This is a genomic window from Brevundimonas sp. GW822-FHT03E11 (assembly GCF_058801445.1).
Window position 1 is genome coordinate 539,610 of record NZ_JBXANG010000001.1, and the last position, 21,198, is coordinate 560,807.

The 21,198-nt window shown below is 69.7% G+C and carries 20 protein-coding genes; 9 read left to right on the forward strand and 11 right to left on the reverse strand.

Translation table 11 applies throughout. From position 1 onward, the window contains the following. The first annotated feature begins 338 nt into the window (after positions 1-338). Genes AC1RKE_RS02765 through AC1RKE_RS02775 form a run of 3 tightly spaced genes read left to right on the forward strand, consistent with a single transcriptional unit; the run spans position 339 to position 3,173 of the window. Entirely contained in the window at positions 339-671 is a 333-nt protein-coding gene (locus AC1RKE_RS02765) for a hypothetical protein (protein WP_492896315.1), read from the forward strand. Continuing rightward, positions 637-2,499 carry a type IV secretory system conjugative DNA transfer family protein gene (locus tag AC1RKE_RS02770; protein WP_492896317.1) on the forward strand — a complete coding sequence of 621 codons (1,863 nt, stop codon included), beginning with the start codon at positions 637-639 and terminating at the stop codon, positions 2,497-2,499. Before AC1RKE_RS02765 ends, AC1RKE_RS02770 begins: the two co-directional genes overlap by 35 nt. Next, positions 2,496-3,173, forward strand: a complete 678-nt coding sequence (locus tag AC1RKE_RS02775; protein ID WP_492896319.1) for an LPD7 domain-containing protein — start codon at positions 2,496-2,498, stop codon at positions 3,171-3,173. Before AC1RKE_RS02770 ends, AC1RKE_RS02775 begins: the two co-directional genes overlap by 4 nt. A 4-nt stretch (positions 3,174-3,177) precedes the next feature. On the opposite strand, the gene AC1RKE_RS02780 is transcribed toward AC1RKE_RS02775, so the two are convergent. The 5 genes from AC1RKE_RS02780 to AC1RKE_RS02800 form a co-directional block, all read right to left on the reverse strand. Continuing rightward, positions 3,178-3,789, reverse strand: a complete 612-nt coding sequence (locus AC1RKE_RS02780) for a nucleotidyl transferase AbiEii/AbiGii toxin family protein (protein ID WP_492896321.1) — start codon at positions 3,787-3,789, stop codon at positions 3,178-3,180. Beyond that, positions 3,711-4,202, reverse strand: coding sequence for a nucleotidyl transferase AbiEii/AbiGii toxin family protein (locus tag AC1RKE_RS02785; RefSeq protein ID WP_492896323.1), 492 nt, complete (start codon positions 4,200-4,202; stop codon positions 3,711-3,713). Before AC1RKE_RS02785 ends, AC1RKE_RS02780 begins: the two co-directional genes overlap by 79 nt. Beyond that, entirely contained in the window at positions 4,195-4,791 is a 597-nt protein-coding gene (locus AC1RKE_RS02790) for a DUF6088 family protein (RefSeq protein WP_492896325.1), read from the reverse strand. Before AC1RKE_RS02790 ends, AC1RKE_RS02785 begins: the two co-directional genes overlap by 8 nt. A gap of 68 nt (positions 4,792-4,859) precedes the next feature. Further along, positions 4,860-5,876 carry a relaxase/mobilization nuclease domain-containing protein gene (locus AC1RKE_RS02795; RefSeq protein ID WP_492896327.1) on the reverse strand — a complete coding sequence of 339 codons (1,017 nt, stop codon included), beginning with the start codon at positions 5,874-5,876 and terminating at the stop codon, positions 4,860-4,862. Continuing rightward, on the reverse strand, positions 5,873-6,394 hold the full coding sequence (locus AC1RKE_RS02800; RefSeq protein WP_492896329.1) for a MobC family plasmid mobilization relaxosome protein: 522 nt from the start codon (positions 6,392-6,394) through the stop codon (positions 5,873-5,875). Before AC1RKE_RS02800 ends, AC1RKE_RS02795 begins: the two co-directional genes overlap by 4 nt. A 364-nt stretch (positions 6,395-6,758) precedes the next feature. On the opposite strand from AC1RKE_RS02800, the gene AC1RKE_RS02805 reads away from it, so the two are divergent. Next, positions 6,759-7,286 carry a helix-turn-helix domain-containing protein gene (locus tag AC1RKE_RS02805; protein WP_492896331.1) on the forward strand — a complete coding sequence of 176 codons (528 nt, stop codon included), beginning with the start codon at positions 6,759-6,761 and terminating at the stop codon, positions 7,284-7,286. A gap of 83 nt (positions 7,287-7,369) precedes the next feature. Next, positions 7,370-8,053 (forward strand): Abi family protein, encoded by a 684-nt coding sequence (locus tag AC1RKE_RS02810; protein WP_492896333.1) that lies wholly within the window; start codon positions 7,370-7,372, stop codon positions 8,051-8,053. A 55-nt stretch (positions 8,054-8,108) separates the two neighbouring features. Here AC1RKE_RS02810 and AC1RKE_RS02815 read toward each other — a convergent pair whose 3' ends face one another. The 4 genes from AC1RKE_RS02815 to AC1RKE_RS02830 form a co-directional block, all read right to left on the reverse strand. Next, entirely contained in the window at positions 8,109-8,990 is an 882-nt protein-coding gene (locus tag AC1RKE_RS02815; protein WP_492896335.1) for an ArdC family protein, read from the reverse strand. 72 nt (positions 8,991-9,062) lie between these two features. Further along, positions 9,063-9,356, reverse strand: coding sequence for a DUF736 domain-containing protein (locus AC1RKE_RS02820; protein ID WP_292259847.1), 294 nt, complete (start codon positions 9,354-9,356; stop codon positions 9,063-9,065). Positions 9,357-10,059: 703 nt separating this feature from the next. Then, positions 10,060-11,031 carry a HEPN domain-containing protein gene (locus AC1RKE_RS02825; RefSeq protein WP_492896337.1) on the reverse strand — a complete coding sequence of 324 codons (972 nt, stop codon included), beginning with the start codon at positions 11,029-11,031 and terminating at the stop codon, positions 10,060-10,062. Between the two features lie 762 nt (positions 11,032-11,793). Then, on the reverse strand, positions 11,794-12,630 hold the full coding sequence (locus AC1RKE_RS02830; RefSeq protein WP_492896339.1) for a cation efflux transmembrane domain-containing protein: 837 nt from the start codon (positions 12,628-12,630) through the stop codon (positions 11,794-11,796). Positions 12,631-12,802: 172 nt separating this feature from the next. Here AC1RKE_RS02830 and AC1RKE_RS02835 point away from each other — a divergent pair, with 172 nt between their 5' ends. The 3 genes from AC1RKE_RS02835 (at position 12,803) to AC1RKE_RS02845 (ending at position 17,150) form a co-directional block, all read left to right on the forward strand. After that, entirely contained in the window at positions 12,803-14,725 is a 1,923-nt protein-coding gene (locus AC1RKE_RS02835) for an FTR1 family protein (RefSeq protein WP_492896359.1), read from the forward strand. Between the two features lie 92 nt (positions 14,726-14,817). Next, the gene (gene lspA / locus AC1RKE_RS02840; protein WP_492896341.1) at positions 14,818-16,035 is read left to right on the forward strand and encodes a signal peptidase II; all 1,218 of its coding nucleotides are present in this window, start codon (positions 14,818-14,820) and stop codon (positions 16,033-16,035) included. Positions 16,036-16,703: 668 nt separating this feature from the next. Beyond that, on the forward strand, positions 16,704-17,150 hold the full coding sequence (locus AC1RKE_RS02845) for an efflux RND transporter periplasmic adaptor subunit (protein ID WP_492896343.1): 447 nt from the start codon (positions 16,704-16,706) through the stop codon (positions 17,148-17,150). Positions 17,151-17,220: 70 nt separating this feature from the next. On the opposite strand, the gene AC1RKE_RS02850 is transcribed toward AC1RKE_RS02845, so the two are convergent. After that, the gene (locus AC1RKE_RS02850; protein WP_492896345.1) at positions 17,221-17,448 is read right to left on the reverse strand and encodes a hypothetical protein; all 228 of its coding nucleotides are present in this window, start codon (positions 17,446-17,448) and stop codon (positions 17,221-17,223) included. A gap of 51 nt (positions 17,449-17,499) precedes the next feature. Between AC1RKE_RS02850 and AC1RKE_RS02855 the strand changes: the two genes are divergently transcribed. Beyond that, positions 17,500-18,129 (forward strand): MerR family transcriptional regulator, encoded by a 630-nt coding sequence (locus AC1RKE_RS02855; RefSeq protein ID WP_492896347.1) that lies wholly within the window; start codon positions 17,500-17,502, stop codon positions 18,127-18,129. A gap of 709 nt (positions 18,130-18,838) precedes the next feature. On the opposite strand, the gene AC1RKE_RS02860 is transcribed toward AC1RKE_RS02855, so the two are convergent. Further along, entirely contained in the window at positions 18,839-20,890 is a 2,052-nt protein-coding gene (locus AC1RKE_RS02860) for a ParB/RepB/Spo0J family partition protein (protein ID WP_492896349.1), read from the reverse strand. Between the last annotated feature and the right edge of the window lie 308 nt (positions 20,891-21,198).

Sequence of the window (21,198 nt, forward strand, 5' to 3'; positions counted from 1 at the left end):
GAGCCGGATGCACTGGGTCAGATCCTTGGTGCCGAACGTCAAGGTCCGACACCATCGGGATGTAATCGGAAAATCCGGAGTCCTGGGAGGTATGCGACTGGCCGCTCTGCTCATGGCGGATCGCGCAGCGCGTCAGGCCGGAATGCTGGACTCCGTGAAGGGGGCCTCTACACTTCGCGTCGGCGGGTTCCGGAATGGATAGGCGCTGATCTTGAGCCGGGGGACGCTTTGCGTCGGCGGCGATCAGAACTGAAACTCCCGGCTTCCGTACAGAAGTTCCAGACCCGCCCCCTTCTCTCATCCGTCCGACGGACGAACTTCAATCGACATCCGGGTCGATGATCCCAGCCCGTACCGCCACCGCCACGGCCTCGATCCGGGTGCGCACCCTGAATTTGGCGCAGGCTTTCTCCAGATTCCTGCGCACCGTCAACTCCGGCCATCCCGGATCGATCACCACCGTTCACGCCGATTCCGCCACCCTGGCCTTCGAGCAGCTGACCCTGCTGGTCCGCGAGTCCGAGGGCGGCCGCGATCTGCCGCGCGACGACATCCGCACCCTGCTGCACCTGATGGTCGATGTGGTCGTGCAGATGAAGAAGACGGACGGTCGGTTCCTGATGACGGAGGTCTGGCATGACCCGCTTCGCAAGCGCCGCGCCGGCGACTAGGGCCGGTCTGGTCGCGGTCGCCGTCCTCGCCGCCTCCGCCCTGTTCGCGGCCGGAGCCCTGACCATCGCCCTGATCGGCCTTGGGCGCTTCTCCGCCGACATCGAGCCGGCCCGCGTGCCGGGCTGGTTCCTCTATTACCGTCATGATCCCGACGTCCGGCGCTGGCTGGCGATCGGCGCCGGCGTGATGAGCCTCGGCCTGTTGATCCTTGTGATGGCCGCGGCCCTGGGCGTGCGCCGCCCGCTGCACGGCGCGGCCCGTTGGTCGACGGCGGGCGAACAGCGCAGGCACGGCCTGCGGCCGAAGAGCGGGCTGCTGCTGGGCGAGGCGGCGGGCGAACTCCTCATCAGCGACGGACCGGAGCATGTGATGCTCTACGCCCCGACCCGGACCGGCAAGGGCGTCGGCGTGGTCATCCCCAACCTGCTGGCCTGGCCGGGCTCGGTGGTGGTGCTCGACATCAAGCGCGAGAATTTTTCCGCCACCGCCGGCTTCCGCGCCGCCTCCGGCCAGACCGTGCTGCTGTTCGACCCGCTGGCGCGCGATGGCCGCACCGCCCGCTTCAATCCCCTTGGCCATGTCGATCGCGGCGACCCCGGCGCGGTCCTCGACGAACTGCAGCGGATGGCGGTGATGCTGTTCCCGGGCCACGACCATGCCGATCCCTTCTGGGCGGAGGCGGCCCGCGTCGGCTTCATCGGCGTCGGCGCCTATGTCGCCGAAACTCCGGACCGACCATTCACCCTCGGCGAGATCTTCCGCCAGCTGACGCGGGGCGATCCGCGGGCCCGTTTCCCGGCCCTGATCGCGGCGCGCCGGCGCGAGGGCCGGCCGCTGTCGGGGCCTTGCGTCGCGGCGCTCACCGACTTCTGCGCCTCCAGCGAGAACACCTTCGCCTCGATCCGCCAGACCATCACCACGCGGATGGGCCTATGGCTGAACCCGGCGGTCGACGCCGCCACCGCCGCCAGCGACTTCGACCTGCGCGCCCTGCGCCGGGGCGGGGTGTCGCTCTATCTGGGCGCCACCCCGGACAACATGCAGCGGGTGGCGCCGCTCTATAGCCTGTTGTTCCAGCAGCTGATCGACCTCAGCAGCCGCGCCCTGCCCGGCCCTGGCGACCGGCCGGTGCTGGTCCTGCTCGACGAGTTCGCCCGCCTCGGCCCCGCCCCAGTGCTGGCCCACGCCTTCTCATTCGTCGCCGGCTACGGCCTGCGCCTGCTGCCGGTGATCCAGAGCCCCTCGCAGCTGCGCGCCCTCTATGGACCCGACGTCACCGAGGAGATCCTGACCAACTGCGGCGTCGAGGTGGTCTTCGCGCCCAAGGAGTTGAAGGTCGCCCAGGAGCTCAGCGAGCGGCTCGGGTCCTACACCTACAGCGCCCGCAGCCGCAGCCGGCCGACCGGGTTCAGCCCCGGGCGGCGCAGCACCACCGCCTCGGACCAGCGCCGGCCGCTGATGCTGCCCCAGGAGCTGATGCAGCTGCCCGCCGACGCCCTGCTGGTCCTCAAGGCCGGCCTGCCGCCGACCCGCGGGCGCAAGATCATCTACTGGCGCGAGCGGGCCTTCACCGACCGCCAGCGCCCGCCGCCGGAAATCCCGGTCGCCCCCCGCCCGTCGCCGGGCGAGCCAGTCGAGAGCGACCTGGTCGCACCTCATAAGGACGACGCGCCCCCGCCGCTGGAGTTCGACGCCATCGTGCGCGCCTTCGCCGAGGAGGGCCTGCCGCCGCCGCAGGCCGGCGCCGGCGAAGTGGAGGTCGGCCAGTGGCTGGACCGGATGATCGACGCGGCGGTCCCGCCCGTCCACCCGGAGCGCGAACCATGAGGCCCCCGTCCCGACCCGACCAAACACCAACCGATCCCGCGCCGAACCGGCTGGCCCCCTCGGGCCAACCGGCCGCCGTGTCGCGGTTCAAGGGCGATCTGCCGCCCTCGCTCCTCGACCGCTATCTGATCGAGCACGACCGGCGAGGGCGCGCCGAGCGCTTCTTCCGCGACCATCGCGCCGCCGAGCCGGCGTTCCGGGACGCCGGCCGCGCCCTGGTCGCCGCGACAGCCTATCCCGATGTGGTCGCCGACATGCTGAAGATCGCCCGCCATCGCGGCTGGGCGGAGGTCCGGGTGCAGGGCGACGCCGCCTTCAAGCGCGAGGTCTGGGTCCAGGCCCAGGCCCTGGACATCACCGTGAAGGGCCATCGGCCGAGCGAGCGCGACCGGCAGGCCGCCGGTCAGCCCGCCCGGACCCCGGACCGGGAGACCGCGCGCGCCCGCGACGGCCAGGAGCCTCGGCGCGCGGCCGATCTGGAGGACCGCCTGCGGCGCGCCGCCGTCGTCGTCCGCGGCCTGATCGCTGATCCGGAGGTCCGGGCGCGCCTGCTCGCGCGGGCCTGGAGCCGCGCAGAGGCCCATCTCGAGCGCGCCGCAGCGCGGCGACCCCGCCCCGAACCGCCCGGTCCGGTCCGGATCGACGCCGGGCGGCGCCGCGACCGCGACCGGTAGGCGCTCAGCCGTCGGCGGGCGCGGCCGCGGCGTTGGCCCTGGCCGCGAGGTCGGCGCAGGCCTCCATCAGGGCCTCGAATGGCTCGGCGTCGTCCTGGAGCAGGCCATCCTCGATCATCCGGCGATAGTCCTCGCCCAGCGCCTCCAGCGAGGCGCCCTCCGGCTTCAGGCGCAGCCCACCCGAGACGGCCTGGCCATAGTCGATGACCTGGCCGTCGGCCGTCTCGCGGAAGAACATCGCCTTGTGGCGCGCAACCGCCGTCGCCAGTCCCCGATCAGCGATCGCCGTCGCTGCGAAGCCGGCGGCGTCGAGCCGCGCCAGATCGTGCCAGTGCCGGGAGAAGCGGTCGCCGCGCAGGCGCCCCTGGGCGCAGTAGACGTGCGCCGCCGTGGCCTTTTCCCAGAAGGTCCGTTCGGCCGCCATCACCCGCGGCGTGGCGGCCGGAAAGACCAGCCCGGTCAGGTGTGGGGCGGCGTCGCAGGCCACCGGCCGCGGCGCGCTCGGCTCGCCGGTCGCCCGCGCGCCGAACTCCAGCATCACGCTGGGCGAGACATAGCCCGTGCCGGTCCGGGTCGGCGCATAGTCGATGAAGGCCTTGGCGTCCTCGACGCGCACGGTCGCGGCGATCCCGTCGGCGGCCAGCCGCGCCTCCAGCGCCGGCCGGATCTGCGCCTCGACCCACTCGGGCAGGCCTCGCGCACCGCTTCGGACCAGCGTCTTTCCTCGGCGCGACTGGCCGGGAGCGGGTCCTCCCCGGCCTCCGCCAGGCCCGGCAGCAGCCGCCGGATGTCGTAGGTGAGGTCGACGTCCTCGGAAAAGCGCTGGATGACGTCGTAGGCCTTGGACAGGGAGGTGCCGCCCTTGAAAACCAAGTGGTCTCCGAAGGGCGCCTCGAACAGGGCCTGCAAGGCCCAGACGACCCAGACGTCCTTCTCCAGCAGGTGGGCCGGGCGGCCCGAGGCCTCGGCGGCGACGCCCAGGGCGTCGCGACGCTCAGCCTCCGACAGGCGCAGGAAGACCTCAGCCATGCGCCGCCGATCGGCTGACGGACCGGGCCAGCCAGGTCGGCAGGCGCGGCCCCACCGCCACCAGTTCGCCGAAGGCCGAGGGGCCCAGCTTGCGCTTGAGCATTTCCAGGGCCGGCTCGACCTTTTCGGGCCCGAGCCAGGCGAGCGCGCGCACCGCCTCCCCGGCCGGCCGGCCAGCGAGCAGCAGCTGCCAGGGCGGCGCGTGTTTGAACTCGACGGTCTGCTTGCCGAGGCTGAGGGTGCGATCAGGCCCGCTGGTCAGATAGACCATGCGGATCGGCACCTGGGTCGTCAGGCCCAGCGAGTTCGCCGCCGCCGCCCCGTTGGCGGCGATCACCTCGCCGCGTTGCGCCCCGACCGCCTGCACCACCTTCTCGACGGCGGGCGGCCGGACCCCGAAGCGGCTTTCCAGCGGACGGACATAGAGGCCGCGGCCGGCGCGCAGCAGCCGGCCGGCGCGCACCAATCGCGACAGCGCCTGGTCCACGGCGGCGCGGCTGCCCAGGTGCAGCAGCGCCTTGGCGGCGATCGGCGCGCCTTCGGGCAGCGCCTGGGCGCGTTCCATGATCTGTTCGGCGAGGGCTTGCACGGCGGTTCTCCTGTCAGAAATATAGAAGAATTTCTGACAGCATTCAAGAACGGCCCGCGCCCTGCCCCTCATCGCCGACGCTCCGGCCCGGCAGACCCGTCACCCCGGCGCGACTTCTCGCGTTGGACGATCGCCTGCTCCAAGGCCTCCTGGCGGGTCCGCACCGGCGGCATGGCTTTGACGAACGCTTCCAGGTCCCGCGCCAAGGCCTGGTCGGCCGCCGAGGGCGAGCGCCGCAGCGCCAGGGCCTGGGCGACATAGTACCGCCGGACCTTCGCCTGCCGCTGGCGCAGGGCTTCGGTCCATGGCCCCGCCGCGCCCTCCGCCATCGCCTCGCGCCAGGCGGCGCGATCCCGATCCGACGGCGGGCCGGCCCCCGCCTCGAACCGCTCGCGCAGCTTGCGCAGGGGCGTGCGCTCGGCCTTGCGCACCACGCCGCGGGCCCGCCGGGGCGTCGCCTCGGCTTCGATCCCGCGCGCCCGCAAGGCAGCGGCGAAGGTCTCCCGCCACTGCTGCAGATCGGCCTTGCGCGGATTGAGCCGCCGGCCGTCCTCGCCCAGCATCCGGACCGTCAGATGCACATGCGGGTGCCGCTCGTCGGTGTGGCAGGCGAAGACGTAGGGATGCGTCCCCCCGAAGGTGCGGGCCGCGAAGTCGCGGGCGGCGTCCTGGGTCCGGAACGCCTCCGTCCCGGGCGGCATGCTGAGCACGATCGAGAGGCTGACGCCGCTGTCGCGTCGCCGGCCCGGCTCGGCGGCCACCTCCGCCATCCAGTCCTCTGCCAGGGTCCGGACCGCGGCCCGCCCCTCCAGCCGCTCGCCGTCGGGGCCCTCCAGCGGCAGGACACCGTTGCGGGAGATGTAGAGCAGGTGGCTGGAGAGGTGGCCGCCGTCGCGGGTGCGGCCGGTGATCTTGACCACCACCTCCGGGACGCGCCGCGCGATCCGCCCCAGCCGCGCGGCGGGCGACGCCTCCCCGGACCGGACGCTGACCCGCCCCGTCCGGTCGGTGATGCGGGCCCGCCGGGGATCGATCGGCGGCCGCACCGCCTCCTCGAAGCCGCGCACCTGGATGAAGTCGCTCATCCGGCCGCGTCCCAATAGCCGAGGTCGCCCTCGAAGGCGGCGCGAAGGCCGCGCAGCTCATCGCGGATCTGATCGGCCAGACCCTCCATCTGCGCGATCTCCAGGTCGAGCACCCGACACGGCAGGACCGCCGCGTTGAGCGCGCGGGCGATCTGGTTGACGTTGACCCCGATGCGCCGCAGCTCGCGCTGCACGCCGATGAAAGCCTGGGCCGACGGCGGCGTCAGTTGCGGCCGGTCATGCAGGCGCCGGCGCAGCAGGGCGACCGCCCATTGGGTGCGGCTGAGGCCCGCGCGCCGCGCCTCCCGCTCCAGGGCCGCAAGGTCGGCCTGGGTCAGGCGCAGGGTCAGCTTGGCGCTTGTCGGCCCACCTCCAGCAACAACCACCCGATCGCCGGCGTCCGCCGCCGCCGCCTCGATGACCCGCCGCAGCAGCCGCGAGCGCCCGCCCCGGCCGGCGGCGACGGCGTCGAACCGGGCGGCGAGATCCTCGTCGAGCCTGACGCTGAAGTGGGGCAAGGGAGCGGTCTCTGTGTGACATCGCCGGCGCAAAGCCTATCCTGCCCTAGACCGTCATCCCCTTCGCCCCGTAGGCCTACGGGTCTGCCCGCCCTCCCCTCGGCGGCCGGTTCCGGCCGCTCGCCCGCCGCCCTGAAGGGCGCCCCTCCAGGGCGGGGCTCGGGGATCCTCGCCTAAAGGTCCGCAGAGGTATGCCATGTGGACGACCTACCGGTATGGCGTGTACCCGCCCCACCTCGGGCGCCAGGCTGCCGCTGAATCAGCGCAACGGGAATCAGCGCATCACGGGAACGAGCGTAATCAGGTCTAGTCGGGTAGATCCTCAAGAGACCATACCTCGCAGCAGCGGGATCCTTGTTCCGCGATGGCGAGGCCCATAGGTTGGCTGCGAAGGAGTTCACTCAATGACCGCGCCTACCTCATCCACGGTGCTCGCCTTTCCGCCCAAGGCCGCACGAAGACCGCCTCCTCCCAGGAGAAGATCTGGGGCAAGGCGGTGGTCGCCAACGGATACGCCGGCATTCCGTCGATCCTGATCCAGGCCCAGTCCCGGCTGGGGCTGACCGCCATGCAGTTCAACATCCTCGTTCAGCTGCTCGACTACTACCGCGACCCCCATCGCGCGCCCTTCCCGTCCCGCGCGGAGCTCGGTCGTCGGATCGGCGTGAAGCCCAAGACGATCCAGACCAACATGCGCCAGCTCGAACAGGCCGGTCTGGTGCGCCGGGAGATGCGCAAGACCGCGGCGGGGGACTGGGCGTCCAACATCTATCACCTCGACGGCCTGGTCGAACGGGTGAAGAAGCTCGAACCGGAGTTCACCGAAGCGCGCAAGGAACGGGAGGCCGCGCGTGCGCGCGTGTCCACCCCGGTGGGTCGCCGACGGTCGTAATCGCTGGGGCTGAAATTGATTTACCCCGGGGGCATGCTTTGCAGCAGAGGCGATCCCGGGGTGTACGCTGGTAGAGATAATCCATGACCCACCCTGATGCAAGGGCGGTCGCCGACGCCGACGGGGTGGAGGCGGCGCTCTCCCTCGAACGGTTCGCGCGCTATGTGGCCTGGGCCGGGGGCGATCGCCGCCGCGCCGTCGAACTCTATACGCTGAACACCCGGGTGTCCGAAGCCCTCTATGTGCCGCTCCAGGCTCTGGAGGTGGCGCTGAGAAACCGCATTCACGCGATGATGACTGAAGCCTCCGGCGCGGGCTGGTTCCAGCCCGAGGCCGGTCACGTCATCGACCGTCAGGCTGAACAGGTGCGGGCGGCGATCGCCGAACTGACGGAAGCGGGCAAGCCTATCGAGGACGGCCGCGTCGTCGCCGCCCTGACCTTCAGCTTCTGGACCTCGATGTTCGGGCGCGAGCAGGACGATCTGTGGAAGCGCACCCTGCACCGGATCGCGACCCGCGATGGCAAATTCCTGTCGCGCAAGGCGTTCGCCACCCCGTTGACCCAGGTGCGTCTCCTGCGCAACCGCATCGCCCATCACGAGCCCATTCTCTACTGGGATCTTCCCAAGCATCATCAGGCGATCGCGGACATGACGCGGTGGCTGTCCCCGGCGATGGATGACTGGCGCGCGACGCTCGACCGGTTCGATCAGGTTCATCCGCCGGAGCGAATGCGCCTGGCGCGCCCCCGGGACGACGAGGCCTGAGCCCGACCGCTCTCCGCATCCCCGGGCCGGCGTCGCCGCCGGCCCGGGGATCGCTTCACTGCAAGGACCGCAGATAGTCGACGGCCTTCTGCGCGTGTGCGGCCGCCGAGACGATGAAGCGCGTGTCGTTCTTCAGCACCTGCAGCCAGCTGGCGATATAGGCCGCATGGTCCTCGCGGGGTTCGAGCGCCAGACCAAGATCCGCACACAGGAAGGCGGCGCCGATCTCGGCGACCAGCTCTTCGCGGGCATAGCCGGGATCGCCGAAGCGCTGGCGACCGAAGTCCCGGTCAAGGCGGGTGGGATGGCGCGTCCAGTGCGTCATCTCGTGGCCGAGGGTGCTATAGTAGGCGTCGGCGTTCTCGAAGCATTCGAACGCCGGCATCTGCACATGGTCCGGCCCCGGCGCGTAATAGGCGCAGCCGCCGCCGTGGCGGATCTCGGCCCCGCAGTTGCTGAAGAAGGCGTCGATGCGGGCGATCCGCTCGTTCGGATTAATGTCGATCGTCTCCGGCTCGCCGTAGCGCTCGGGCAGGCCATCGATCTGGTCGACGTTGAAGACGGTGTAGGCCTTCAGGAAGGGGATGCGCTGCTCCACGCTCGCCCCTGTGTCGTCGGTCTCTTCGCGGACGACCTGGTTGGCGTAGACCACGGTGGCGCCGCGCTCGCCCTTGCGGACGTGGGCGCCGAGCGTCAGCGCCTGGCGAAAGGTCATCCAGGTCGACCGGCTGAATCCTCGGCTGGCGGCTTCGCCCCAGAGCAGGATGACATTGATGCCGTTGTAGGGCGTTCCGTCATGGCGAAGAGGGCGGCTGACGGAGGTTGAGGCCTTCCAGGGCTGGGTCCAGGGGCGGACCCCGGCTTCGAGCTGGGCGAGGATCTGTTGGGTGATCCGGGTATGGATGTCCGGGCGTGCGGGATCGGTGGGGCGCGTCATGGCGGCCTCCTCGAAATGGATTGTGGGAAGAAGGGGCGGCGGCGCGGTCCCCGCGCCGCCGCGGCTCCTGGATCAGCGGGACCAGATCAGGCTGTGCCCGCCCTCGACCTCGACCAGGGAGGCGTAGATCGGCGCCGGGAAGCTGGGATCGTCGAGCTTGACCGAGAGGTACTCGCGGTTCTGCTGGCTCGTCTTCTTCCAGGCGGCGCCGAACTCGGTCTGGCCGGCGAAGATCCGGAAGTCGGGGGCCTTGTCGTCGGTCTTCTCGTTGGGCCGCAGGACCGCCTGCTTGACGTTCAGGGTGAGGGTCTTGATCGACCCGGTGTAGCCGTCGCCCTGGGCGGTGAAGGTGCCGATGGTGGCCATGTCAGTCTCTCCTTTGCTTCGGGCCACGCCTGCCGCGGCCTCGATGGCGATCGACGGACCGGGCCCGGGCGGCGCGCAGGGAGAGCGAAGCGAGCCCCCGCAGCGAAGCGGAGGACCGCGATGAGAGACTTTCTTGTTTCGCGAGGAAGGCCGTCAGGCCGGGGATGAAAGTCGCGAGAGCGGTTGCGCCAGCCGACCGGGTTTCGGTCAGATCCGCCTCATCGAGAGGCCGCGCCGGCTGGCGCGAGCAGGATGCGAGACAATGGCCGCCGCGCTCCAGGACGCCAAGGACGATACCCTACGGCGGCTCTAGACCCGACCAACGTCCGAGGCTCCGACCACGACCGGAAAGACTTCTTCGACGTCGAGGCTTCCGGCGGGTAACGCCCGCAACATTTCGGCCTCCGCTTCTGAAGAATGAGCCAGGCTGCACCGTCCTTGGGCCCCAGGAGCGCGATCTGACGTCGTGATAGGAGGCGATTTCCTCGCCCGGCTCCGTGGTCAGCATGGCGAAGGCGCCATCCGTGATACGGCCCCGCCACCAGAAGAGCCGTCGGCCGGACAGGTGAAGCGCCACTTGGCCTTTTGCTTCCAACCCGGGGCGGGACCGGTCGACGCCGAATATGCCCTCTGTCGCCGGCGCCAGCTACTGATGAGACTCAGCAAGGCTCGACGTCAGATCGAGGACGTGGGGCCCAGCTTATCAGCCGGTGTCACGACCAGCCTCTTCGCGGAGGTCACGCAGCCGTTCTTCGCACACAGTCTTCGTCAGACCCCGCAACACCTCGACCCGTTCCGTAAGCCAGGCGAGTTCCTCACCGCTGATCTTGTAGTGCTTGGAGTAGCGCGCCTTGACGTAGGCCTCGCGCAGCAGCTCGAAGCAGCGGCGCTCGAATTTCGTCTCGCGCGGCCAGGCTTCGGCCAGCCGCGCATCGATCGCCTCGGCCTTCTTGCGGAGGAAGGCGAGGTTGTGGGCCTTGCCGCTATAGAGCGTCACCACCAGCAGGACGCAGTGGTAAAGGTGCTCTGCAGTTTGATGGAGCATGAATGCCGCCCAGTTGGGCTGGCCCGTCTCGAACGAATGTTGCGCTATGGCTTGTGCGCCAGTGGCGCTGGTCATCCACTTCTCGAAGTGCTGCTCCGCTTCTTCTAAGGCGGCCGAAGCTCTCAAGTCGGCAGGCTTGTGCAGCTTGGCGCCGGGGGTGTCGTAGAGGAGGACGCCGTCGCGCAGGATGTCGGCGAAGAAGTAGCGCCCTCGGTCCAACTGCTCGTTCACATCGTCCAGGCTGTGAACGATGATGCTGACGGGCGTGCGGATTTCGCCCTCGCCCGGCATGGTCCGGTTGGTGGCGTCGAACCAGAACTCTCCGTCGGTCAGGTCCTCGTGGTCGACGATGACCAACAGGTCGAAGTCCGAGAAATAGCGACCGACCGGGTCGTGAACCCAGTCGCCCCGCGCATAAGATCCATAGAGGATGACCTTGAGGATCTTGCCGTGCTTCAGCCGCTCGGCGCGACGCGTTGAAATCGCCTCCTCGAAGGAGGCTCGGATCACATCGACGACGTGACGCAGTTCGGACTGCTTGGGCAGCGGCAGATGATCGAGGGTTTTCTTCACTCGGCGAGTCTCCCCGATGACCTGCCTGCGGGCAAGGCATGATTGAATCTTCTGCATGAGCCCGCGCCCTCGGCTGGCCGAACCGCCGCCTTAACGGGCCGACGTCGTCTTCGGCCTCGCCGTGGTGGTGGTGCTGGCCCTCGCGGCCATCGTCTACTTAACCGGCGTCCGCTAGGCGGCGCCGACAGCAAAGCCGCGCGCCCCCAAAGGGCGCGCGGCGAGTTTTCGGACCTGTCGCCGTCTATTCCGCAGCAAACCGATAGGTGTCGTCACCGGACGGCGGCGGCTCCGTCGCCTCGCCTTGGGGCTCCGAGGGTCCGGATCGACCGCAGGCGCCGTCCGCAGCACGGGCGGCGTTACGGTCGCTGCGGCGTCAGCCGCCGCAAGGGCTTGGGTGCATTTGACAGTCGTGTCTGCCTCCTTGGGGCAAGGGTTGCAGTCACGGGAACTGCGCGCCTGAAACCCTGCCCGTCGGCGAGACCGGGGTAGCAAGGGCCAGGGCGGACCGGCGGGAGAGGGATCGCCCGACCTGCACAAGCCTGCCTTGCGTGAGATCCTGCCCACCATTGCGGGCGCGGAAGGCCGGGGAGACCGGCCGGTTCGGCGGCGCAGCCGCGCACCCTGGCCCGCGCGGGGGGCGAAGCCCCTAGCGCTTCAAGCCATCACGGACAGACGTTTGCGCGGTGCTTCGGTCGCCGGCTCCCTCTGTTCTCGGGAATCCCGGATCGCCATCGGCGACTTTCAACCCGGACCAGTCGGAGCCCACGGTTCACGGCCAGACGACGGCCCGGCCAAGCCCATGACACATGCCCCGGAGCGTCAAATAACGCTGCGCAAGTCGGCGCGGGCGTCGCGGATGATCGACCAGGCCGAGTGGAGGAAGAGCCCCGCGATGATCACGGCCACGCCCAGGTCCGGCCATGGGCTGCGGGTGAGATAGACCAGGCCGGCGGCGACCACCACGGCCAGGTTGCCCAAGGCGTCGTTGCGCGAGAACAGCCAGACCGCGCGGGCGTTCGCGTCTCCGGCGCGGTGAGGCAGAAGCACGACGGCCGCGGCCACGTTGGCGACGAGAGCCAGGGCCCCAAACACGCCCATCAGTTCCGCCTCTGGCTGGTTCAGGACCAAGACCCGATAGCCGGTGTTCAGCAGCACCCCTAGCCCGAGCAGGGCGAGAAAGACGCCCTGCAGCAAGGCCGAGCGGGCCCGCCAGGCCAGGGACCAACCGATGGCGAGCAGGCCGAGGAAGGAGATCAAGCCATCGCCGACGAAATCGAGGGCGTCCGCCTTCAGGGCCTGGGAGCCGGCGACAAAACCCGCTCCGATCTCCACCACCCCGTAGCCGAGGTTGATCAACACCACCATCCAAAGGGCGCGCCGGTAGGCGGCGCTGAGGTGCGTGCCGGCCGGCGGCGTTTCGTCCTGACCAGTCGTCAGCCGCTCGACCCGATAGCCTAGCGCCGTCGCCGCCGCCTCGGCGGAGGGGCCGACCCGTGCATCGGCAACCTTGAGCGTCATGCGTCCCGAAGCGATGGACACGCGCACGTCCTGCACGCCCTCCAGCCGGCCCACGGCGGCCTGAATCTTCTCGGCGCAACTGGAGCAATCCATACCGGTCACCCGGTACTGCAAGGTTTCGGACTTCGCGGCGGTCATCGACCTGATCTCCTTGGCGAGGGGCGCAGTCTAAATTCTCTAGCCGCTAGAGGATCAAGCCTATCCGAAAAGCTATCTCTCGGACGGGCCGCCCTCTTGATCCTCTAGCAGCTTGAGCATGCATCCTGCTAGTGAGACCCAATCTCACGCACAGGATGTCCCCATGCCGGCGATGGTTCGTCTTCTCCTCCTCGTCGTCATTCTGCTCGGCGTCGCGGTCCCTCTCCGAGCCTCAGCCCAGGAGCCCACGCCCGGAGCGGAAACCGCCTGGCGGCTGCTGGACTACATCGCTGTCGATTATCCCGGGGCGGTGTCCGGCGGCCGGGTGGTCAACGAGGCGGAATACGCCGAGATGCGCGAGTTCTCGACCTCGGTGCGCGCCCGTATCGCCGCTCTGCCGGCCCATGACGCCCAACCCCGCCTCCTCGCGGCCTCGTCCGCCCTGATCGCGGCGGTCGAAGCGCGCGAGACGTCTGAAGCGGTGACTCGTCAAGCGCGGCGGCTCGCCGACGACCTTCTGGCCGCTTACCCCACCCCGCTGGCGCCTCGAACGATTCCGAACCTGCCGCGGGGCGCTTCGCTCTACGCTGAGCAGTGCGCCGTCTGCCACGGAGCGACGGGCCGAGGCGACGGTCCCGGGACGGCCGGGCTCGAGCCGCCTCCGATCGCATTCACCGATCGCGCCCGCGCCCGCGAACGCAGCCTGTTCGGCCTCTACCAGGTGATCGGTCAGGGTCTGGACGGCACCGCCATGCCGAGCTTCGCCCACCTTTCAGACGAAGACCGCTGGGCGCTCGCCTTCTATGTCGGCGGCTTCGCTTACGCAGGGGACACGCCCCAGGCAGGGGAGCGCGCCTGGGGCGACACCCCCGAGTTGCGCGCCGCCGTTCCGGACCTCGAGGCCCTGACCCAGGTCACGCCTGCGGCGCTCGAGGCCCGTCTCGGGGCGCAGCGGGCGAACGAGATTGTCGCCTACCTGCGAAGCCATCCCGAAGCCTTGGCGGTGGGGGGCGCGGATGGGCTTGATCTGGCGCGCCGCGGGCTCACCGAGAGTCTAGCGGCCTATCGCGCGGGCGACGCGCGCAAGGCGGAGGAACTGGCCCTTTCCGCCTATCTCGACGGTTTCGAACCCGTGGAGCCGCTGCTCCGCGCTCGCGACGGCAAGCTGATGGCGCGCATCGAGGCGGCGATGGGCGAGCTTCGCGCGAGCCTCCGCCGTCAGGCCCCTGCGGACGAGGTGGCCGGACAGGTGTCGGCCCTGAGCGGCCTGTTCGACGAGGCCGGCCGGGCGCTCGCGCCCTCCGAGGCCTCGGCCCTGTCAACTTTCCTCGGCGCCTTCACCATCCTGCTGCGCGAAGGGCTTGAGGCCCTGTTGATCGTGATTGCGATGATCGCCTTCCTGCGCAGGGCCGACCGCGAGGACGTGCTGCCCTACGTCCACGGAGGCTGGATTGCGGCCCTCGTCGCCGGGGGCGCCACCTGGGCGGCGGCGACCTGGCTGATCGCCATCAGCGGCGCTAGCCGCGAACTAACGGAAGGCATCGGTTCGCTCGTGTCGGCCGTCGTCCTCCTGTCCGTGGGGGTGTGGATGCACGGCAAGGCCCAGGCCGGCGCCTGGCAGGCCTATATCCGCGATAAGCTGTCGGCGGCGCTGTCGAAGCGCTCCGCCTGGTTCCTGTTCCTGCTCGCCTTCATCGTCGTCTATCGCGAGGTGTTCGAGACGATCCTCTTCTATGCCGCCCTCTGGAGCCAGGGGACCCAAGGCGCCCTGCTTGGCGGCGCGGCGCTGGCGATCGTCTGCCTTGCCCTGATCGCCTGGGGCCTGCTGGTCTTCAGCAAGCGGCTGCCGATCTCGCAGTTCTTCGCCTACAGCGCGCTACTGATCGCCGCCCTTGCTGTGATCCTCGCGGGCAAGGGGGTGGCCGGGCTGCAGGAGGCGGGCGTCATGGACGTGCATCCCCTGGCCGCTCTCCCGCGCGTCGAAATCCTCGGCCTCTTCCCGACCTGGGAGGGCCTTGTGATCCAACTGCTCGCGCTCACGGCCGTCGTCGCCGGCTTCTGGTGGGCGGACCGGAAGAGCCGGGCAGAGGTTTAGGTCCAGGAACGCGCGCTCGGAGAACGGTCGAAACACCGCTTGACCCTCTAGTGACTAGAGGAAGCAGCCTGAAGCCTGATCCCGGAGGTTTCATGACCCGTTCTGCATCCCGGCCCGAATTCACGCCCGCCCTCGGGCATCATGGCCTGACGGGGCTGTATGACGCCGTCATCGCCCTGATGACGCGCGAAAGGGTCTGGCGCTCGGCCCTCGTCGACCAGCTCACGCCACGCGAAGGGGAGACCATCGTGGATGTCGGCTGTGGCACAGGGACGCTGGCGACCCTGATCAAGGCAGCCGCGCCAGGGGCCGAAGTCATCGGCATCGACCCCGACCCGGAGGTGCTGGACCGGGCGAGGTCCAAGGCGGGCATCCGAGGAGCCAAGGTCGATTTTCTACGAGGCTTCGCGGGCGACGTCTCCGATCTGATCGGACAGGGCCGGGCGGACAAAATCGTATCCAGCCTCGTCTTTCACCAGGTGCCGATCGTGGGCAAGCGAGCGGGCCTCGCGGCCATCTACGCCGCGCTTCGGCCGGGCGGTGAGTTGCACGTCGCCGACTACGGTTGGCAGCGCACGCCGCCGATGCGCCTTCTCTTCCGTCAGGTCCAGGCCCTCGACGGGGTCGAGAACACCCGGCTGAACGCCGCCGGCGGCCTGCCCGACCTGATCGCGGAGGCCGGGTTCGAAGGCGTTGAGGAGCGGGCGGTGATTGCGACCGCCACGGGCTCGATCTCGCTTTATCGGGCCGCGAAGCCGCGCGACCCCGCGTCTCCAACCAGGCAGGAGATCGCCATGCCGCAGTTGATCTCTCCTCAGCCCCTTTCAACGGCCCGGCAGTCCGATGGACGGCGGATCAGACTTGCCGCTGTGGCCCTCGCCATTTTCGTGACCGGGGTCGATCAGCTCGCCAAGGCCTGGGCTCTGACCCTGACCGCCCCGGTCGAGGTCGCTCCGTTCCTGAACCTCGCGCTTGGATTCAACCGCGGCGTCACCTTCGGCCTCCTCTCCTCCGACAGCGACGCGGGACGGTGGTTCCTGGTGGCGCTCACCGCCGCCGTCGCCGCAGCGGTCCTGACCGCCGCCTGGCGCACCCGCCACCGGCGGATCGCGCTGGCGCTCGGCGCCATCGCCGGCGGCGCGCTCGGCAACATCGTCGACCGCATTCGGCAAGGCGCGGTGACCGACTTCATCGACTTCCACCTGGGGGACTGGCGCTGGCCGACCTTCAACCTGGCCGATGCGGCGATCGTCTGCGGGGTGGCGGCGCTGCTCTGGACTTCCATGAAAAGGCGGAAAGGGACGACATGATCCGCGAGCAGACCCGGATCATGCTATGGTCGGCCGGCGCGGTCGCGCTACCGCCCTTGCGGTAGCGGTCACGCGGCTGGCGGCGCCTCCCAGCTGTTTGGGGGCCCCGCCGATCCGGAAGTCGCCGATCGTCTGGCCTACGCCCGCAACGTCGGTCTCCTGATCTTTGCTGTGGCTGGCCGGCTGGATTTGCGTCGTGGCCTCCATCCGGTTCCGATCCGCGCGGATCGGCTTACGCTCTCCGAGGCGGCCGTCCGCCGTGCCCGCCGTCATGCTGCAGAACTCGCTCGAACAAGTGGTCCGGCCATCGGCAGCCACCTTGTCCTGGCGACGGTGCTGCGGGGCGAGGAACTGATCATCCCGCCGTCGCTGTGCGCCTACCTTGTCACCGCGTCGCCCATCCTCGCGGCGCGGCGCGCGCTTTCGGCACGGCGCTGACCAGCGGCTCCTTGATCGCCGCACTCTGTCGCCGTGGTCCTCATCTGCCTTGGCCGATGATGCAGTGACACCCCGCTGAAGACGGCGGCGGACTGCCCGACCTGATTGCCGCCGACGGCCTCAAGGGGCCGAAGAGCGGACGGCGCTTCTCACCGTCACAGGCTCGACCTCGCCTCGCGCACGACGGGCGGCAGGCCGGTCCGTCGTGCGAACTCGCCCGCGTGGAGATTGTGTTCAACGCGCCGCCCGCCTTGGCCGCCCAGGTGCGTCCCGGCGCCCAGGTGCATGTGCAGGGCTCAAACGGCGAGTTCGAGGCGCTGGTGACCAGCGTCGCCGTCGACGCCGACGAACAGGTCGGCGCGACGGTCATTCGGGCCCGGCCGACCAGCGCCGGCCTGCCCCCGGCCGGCTCGGCCGTGAGCGGATCGATCGTCGCCGGCGGCGTCGCCGGAGGTTTGACCGTGCCGTCGGAGGCGGTCCAGACGGTCGAGGGCGCCACCGTCGTCTTAGTCCGCACGGCCGAGGGTTTCCGGGCCGCGCCGGTCCTTGTCGGCCGTCAGGCCGGACATCGCACGGAGATCCTGCGCGGGTTGACCGGCTCCGAACGCATCGCCGGCGCCAACACCTTCCTGCTCAAAGCCGAACTCGCCAAGGGCGAGGCGGGCGATGACGACTAAGGGGCGCACCACATGTTCAAAGCCATCATTCAGGCGTCGGTCCGATTTCGCTGGTTCGTCATCATCGCCGTCAGTCTCGTCGCGGCGCTGGGTCATCGGCGAGCATGAGGCGACGTTCTGCGGCCTCGGCCTCGGCATAGACGAGGGCGAGACGGCCTGCGGCTTCGACGGCGGCGAGATCGCGCCGCAGCGTGGCGGTCCCGGCCTCGGCCCGGGCGACCTCGACCCGTGCGCCGCGCCGACCCCACAGCACCGGGCCGCATCGACACGGAGTCATGACGGTCGTCGGCCTCGTCATTTCGCGCTTTCTGGATTGGCGGTACGACTGCCGCACGATGGCCCACGCAGATTGGAGGAAGACGGCGGCCAAGATGACACGGTCGCGCCGTCGAATTTGGGCGGCGCGCCGCATACGTTGCCGGAGGCGGCGGCGAGGTCTGCTGCAGGGCGTTCGATCATGGGGCGCTCCGACGAACTCCATCCCGTAATGCATCCTCTAGTAACTCGAGGATCAAGCCGCTATTTTCCCTCGATGCCCGCTCACCTGCGTCCGATTGGCAAGCTGTCCTCCACGACCGGCGTCAAGGTCCCGACCATCCGCTTCTACGAGCAGATCGGTCTATTGCCGCCGCCGCCGAGAACGGCGAGCGACCGCCGGCTGTATGACGCCGCCGCCGTGCGGCGACTGTCCTTCATTCGCCATGCGCGGCAGCTCGGCTTCGATCTGGATTCGATCCGGTCCCTGCTCGACCTTTCCGACCATCCGGATCGATCCTGCGGCGAGGCGAAGGCGATCGCGGCGCGTCACCTGGCCGACGTCAAGGAAAAGATCGCCGGGTTGCAGGCTCTCAGAACCGAATTGTCGCGGATGACCGCCGAGTGCGCCGGCGGGCGTGTGTCGGCGTGCAAGGTCATCGAGGTGCTGCACGACCACGGATCGTGCACCCAGGATCATGTGACGAAGATGCCGCCGTTGTAAGTCTGCCTACGCAAGGCACACTAGACCCGGTAAACCTGCGTCCGTGAGTCTGGGGGGTTCTCCGCCGCTGGCTTTCGCGTTCGATTCTCTCGGGGACAGAACCGGCCCTAGACCGTCACTCCCTTCGTCCCGCAGGCCTACGGGGGCCGCCCTCCCCTCGGCCTCCGAAACCGGCCGCTCGCCCGCCGCCCTGAAGGACGCCCCAGCCGGGCGTCCGCAGTTCTGCGCCTGCCTTCTCACCCTGGACAGGGTTCTGACTTGCGTTATGGAATCAACGCTCTCACCTCGAAACCATCCCGGTGACGCCGCACAAGAACGTCCGAGCGTGACTACCGCGGCAGGTAATGGAACCCCCGTGGTAACGGGTTCCGCGAGATATCCGTTCGCCCCCGGCGCCAGACCGGTTGGAACGGCCCAGACCCCAACCGGTCTCGGATCTCTGCCTGCTGCTGCATGCGCAACACGCGACAGAGCCGAGGCCTTTGATGAAAGGCTAGAGTTCGAACGACGACCAACGATCCCGACAAGCATCGCTTCGACTTCGAAGGCCCGGGTTGGCGGCTTTCCGCCAGCGCCCTGGGCCTCGCCGTGGTGGTGGTGCTGGCCCTCACGGCCATGGTCTATCTCACGGCGCCGGCTAGCCGGCGCCGACAGCAAAAAGCCGCGCGCCCCCAAAGGGCGCGCGGCGAGTTTTCGGACCTGTCGCCGTCTATTCGGCGGCGAACCGATAGGCGTCGTCGTCGGACGGCGGCGGCTCCGTCGCCTTCCCTTCCGGCTCGGGCGCGTCCGGATCGACCGCAGGCGCCGTCCGCAGCACCACCGGCAGCCAGCCCCTGCCCTCGATCAGCCGTTCGGCGGCCTCGGCCATATCGCCCTTCTTGAACCCGGCGATCCGCCCGGCTTCTTCCGGCGTCGTGGCCTCGGTCACCGCTTCCAGCACCCGCGCCTTGGACACCCGCGAGAAATAGCTGGCGGCGGTGGCCGACCACGTCCCGGTCATGTCGAGACCGGTCGCCGTCGCCAGCGTTTCGGCATGGGCCAGCGCATCCGGCTTACGGTCGTGGGGGTCGCGCACGGCATAGAGGCCCACGCCCGCGCAACAGGCCATGAGGTCCAGCAGGTCCGACGGCGCCATGGGCGACAGCACCGCCCAGAGGTCGCGGGCCTCCTCCGGGAGCCGCGCGCCCCACGCCTCCACCCGGTCGGCCACGCGTCGTCCGGCGGGACCGTCGCTCACGCCGGGCGCCAGCCGCTCCAGACCGGTCACGCTCAGCCGCAGTTGCAGCGGCGTCCACGTCCCCCAAGCGGGATAGAAGACCTGCAACGCCAGTGCGTGGACGACGACCGTCAAAGCCACGTTCACGTCGGCCTGAACGGCGTCGCGTAGCCCCATGGTCCGGTGGGCCGTCAGGTCGATCAACAGGCGCTCGGACAGGGGCGCCAGACCCTCGTCCGCTTCATGCTCGAGCGCGGGGGGCGTCTCGGCCTCCCCTTCGCCTTCGGTCCACGCCTCCGGCGCCTCGGGCTCGGGACGACGCGTCTCCACGGCGTCCTCGGCCCGGACCAAACCACGCTCGAAACGGGCCAGCCCGTCGTGGCCGAGCAGCACCATGACCCCGGCCCGCGCCGTGACCTCGGCGGGGTAGTCGAAGTCCGGGCCGAAGGCTTGCAGGGCCTTGTCGATCTCCTCCAGCCGGGCGTCCACCTCGGGGGGCAGCATGTCCGCCGCATCCGTCTCGGAGACGAGCCGGTCGTACTCCTCCGACAGGGCCGTGATCTTCGCGGCGTCCGCTTCGGAGCGGACCACCTCGACCGGATAGACCCTGCCCAGGGCGGCGGCGTCCTGATAGTCCGACCCGACCTCCGCCCACTTCCAGCCCTCGCGCTGACGGGCGTCTTCCGCCAGTCCGGCCAGCTTGTCTCGGACCAGCCGGTCCAGCAGAACGGGGTCGTCCAGCCAGCCGCCGCCGTCCTCGGTGAACAGGTCGCGCAGGACCGTCCCGCCCTCGGCCTCATAGGCCTCGATGCCGACAAAGCGGACCCGCTTGTCGTCGGCCCGGACCTTGGCCTCGGTCATGGCCCGCCGGATCGCATAGACGGGCGAGTGCGGTCCGCACTGGTCGAACACCTGACGCTGGCGCTCCTGATCCTCGCTGACGCAGAAGGCCATCAGCTGGTCCAGCGCCAGCGTCCCGTCGCGATAGGCCGTCATGAGTTCGGGCGCCGCCGCCCCGAGCCTCAGCCGTTGACGGACCGTCTGCGCGGACACCCCGAACCGGGCGCCGATCTCCTCGGGACCATAGCCCCGCTCGTCCGCGAGCCGCTTGAAGGCCTCGAACTGGTCGGCGGGGTGCATGGCCTCGCGGGTGACGTTCTCGTCCAGACTGATTTCGTGAGCGTCATTTTCCGTGTCGACCGTCACCTTGACCGGGTGAGTCCGCTTGATCGCCTTGCGCTTGGCCAGCAGCCGCAGGGCTTGGCGCCGCCCCTCCCCGATGGTGACGAGGTAGGCGCCGGTCGCGGCGCCGTCCTCGCCGCGCTCGATCTCGACCACGGGCGGCTGCAACACACCCTTAACCTTGATGGAGGCGGCCAGCGCCTCGATCCCGGCGTCGGTGTGCTTCACCTTCCGGGCGTTCTTCGGCGACGCCTTCAACCGGTTCAGCGGAACCACGATCTCCGCGCCGTGTCCCGGCTCCTGATCGGTAACGGTCGCGGCGGCGTCAGCCGCCGCATGGGCTTGGGTGGATTGAGCAGTCATGTCTGCCTCCTTTGGGCATGGGTTGCAGGCACGCGAACTGCGCGCCTGAAACCCTGCCCGTCGGCGAGACCGGGGTAGCAAGGGCCAGGGCGGACCGGCCGGAGGGGGATCGCCCGGCCTGCACAAGCCTGACCCCTATCAGCGCCATGCCCTCGTCGCCGGCGCGGAAGGCGGGGGAGACCGGCCGGTCCGGCGGCGCAGCCGCTTCACCTTGGCCAGCGCGAGGGCGGAGCCCTTCCATGTCCTTTTTCAAGTGTCTGGACGTGCGAAAACCCCTCCGCGCCGCAGGCGCGGAGATGAGCAGGATG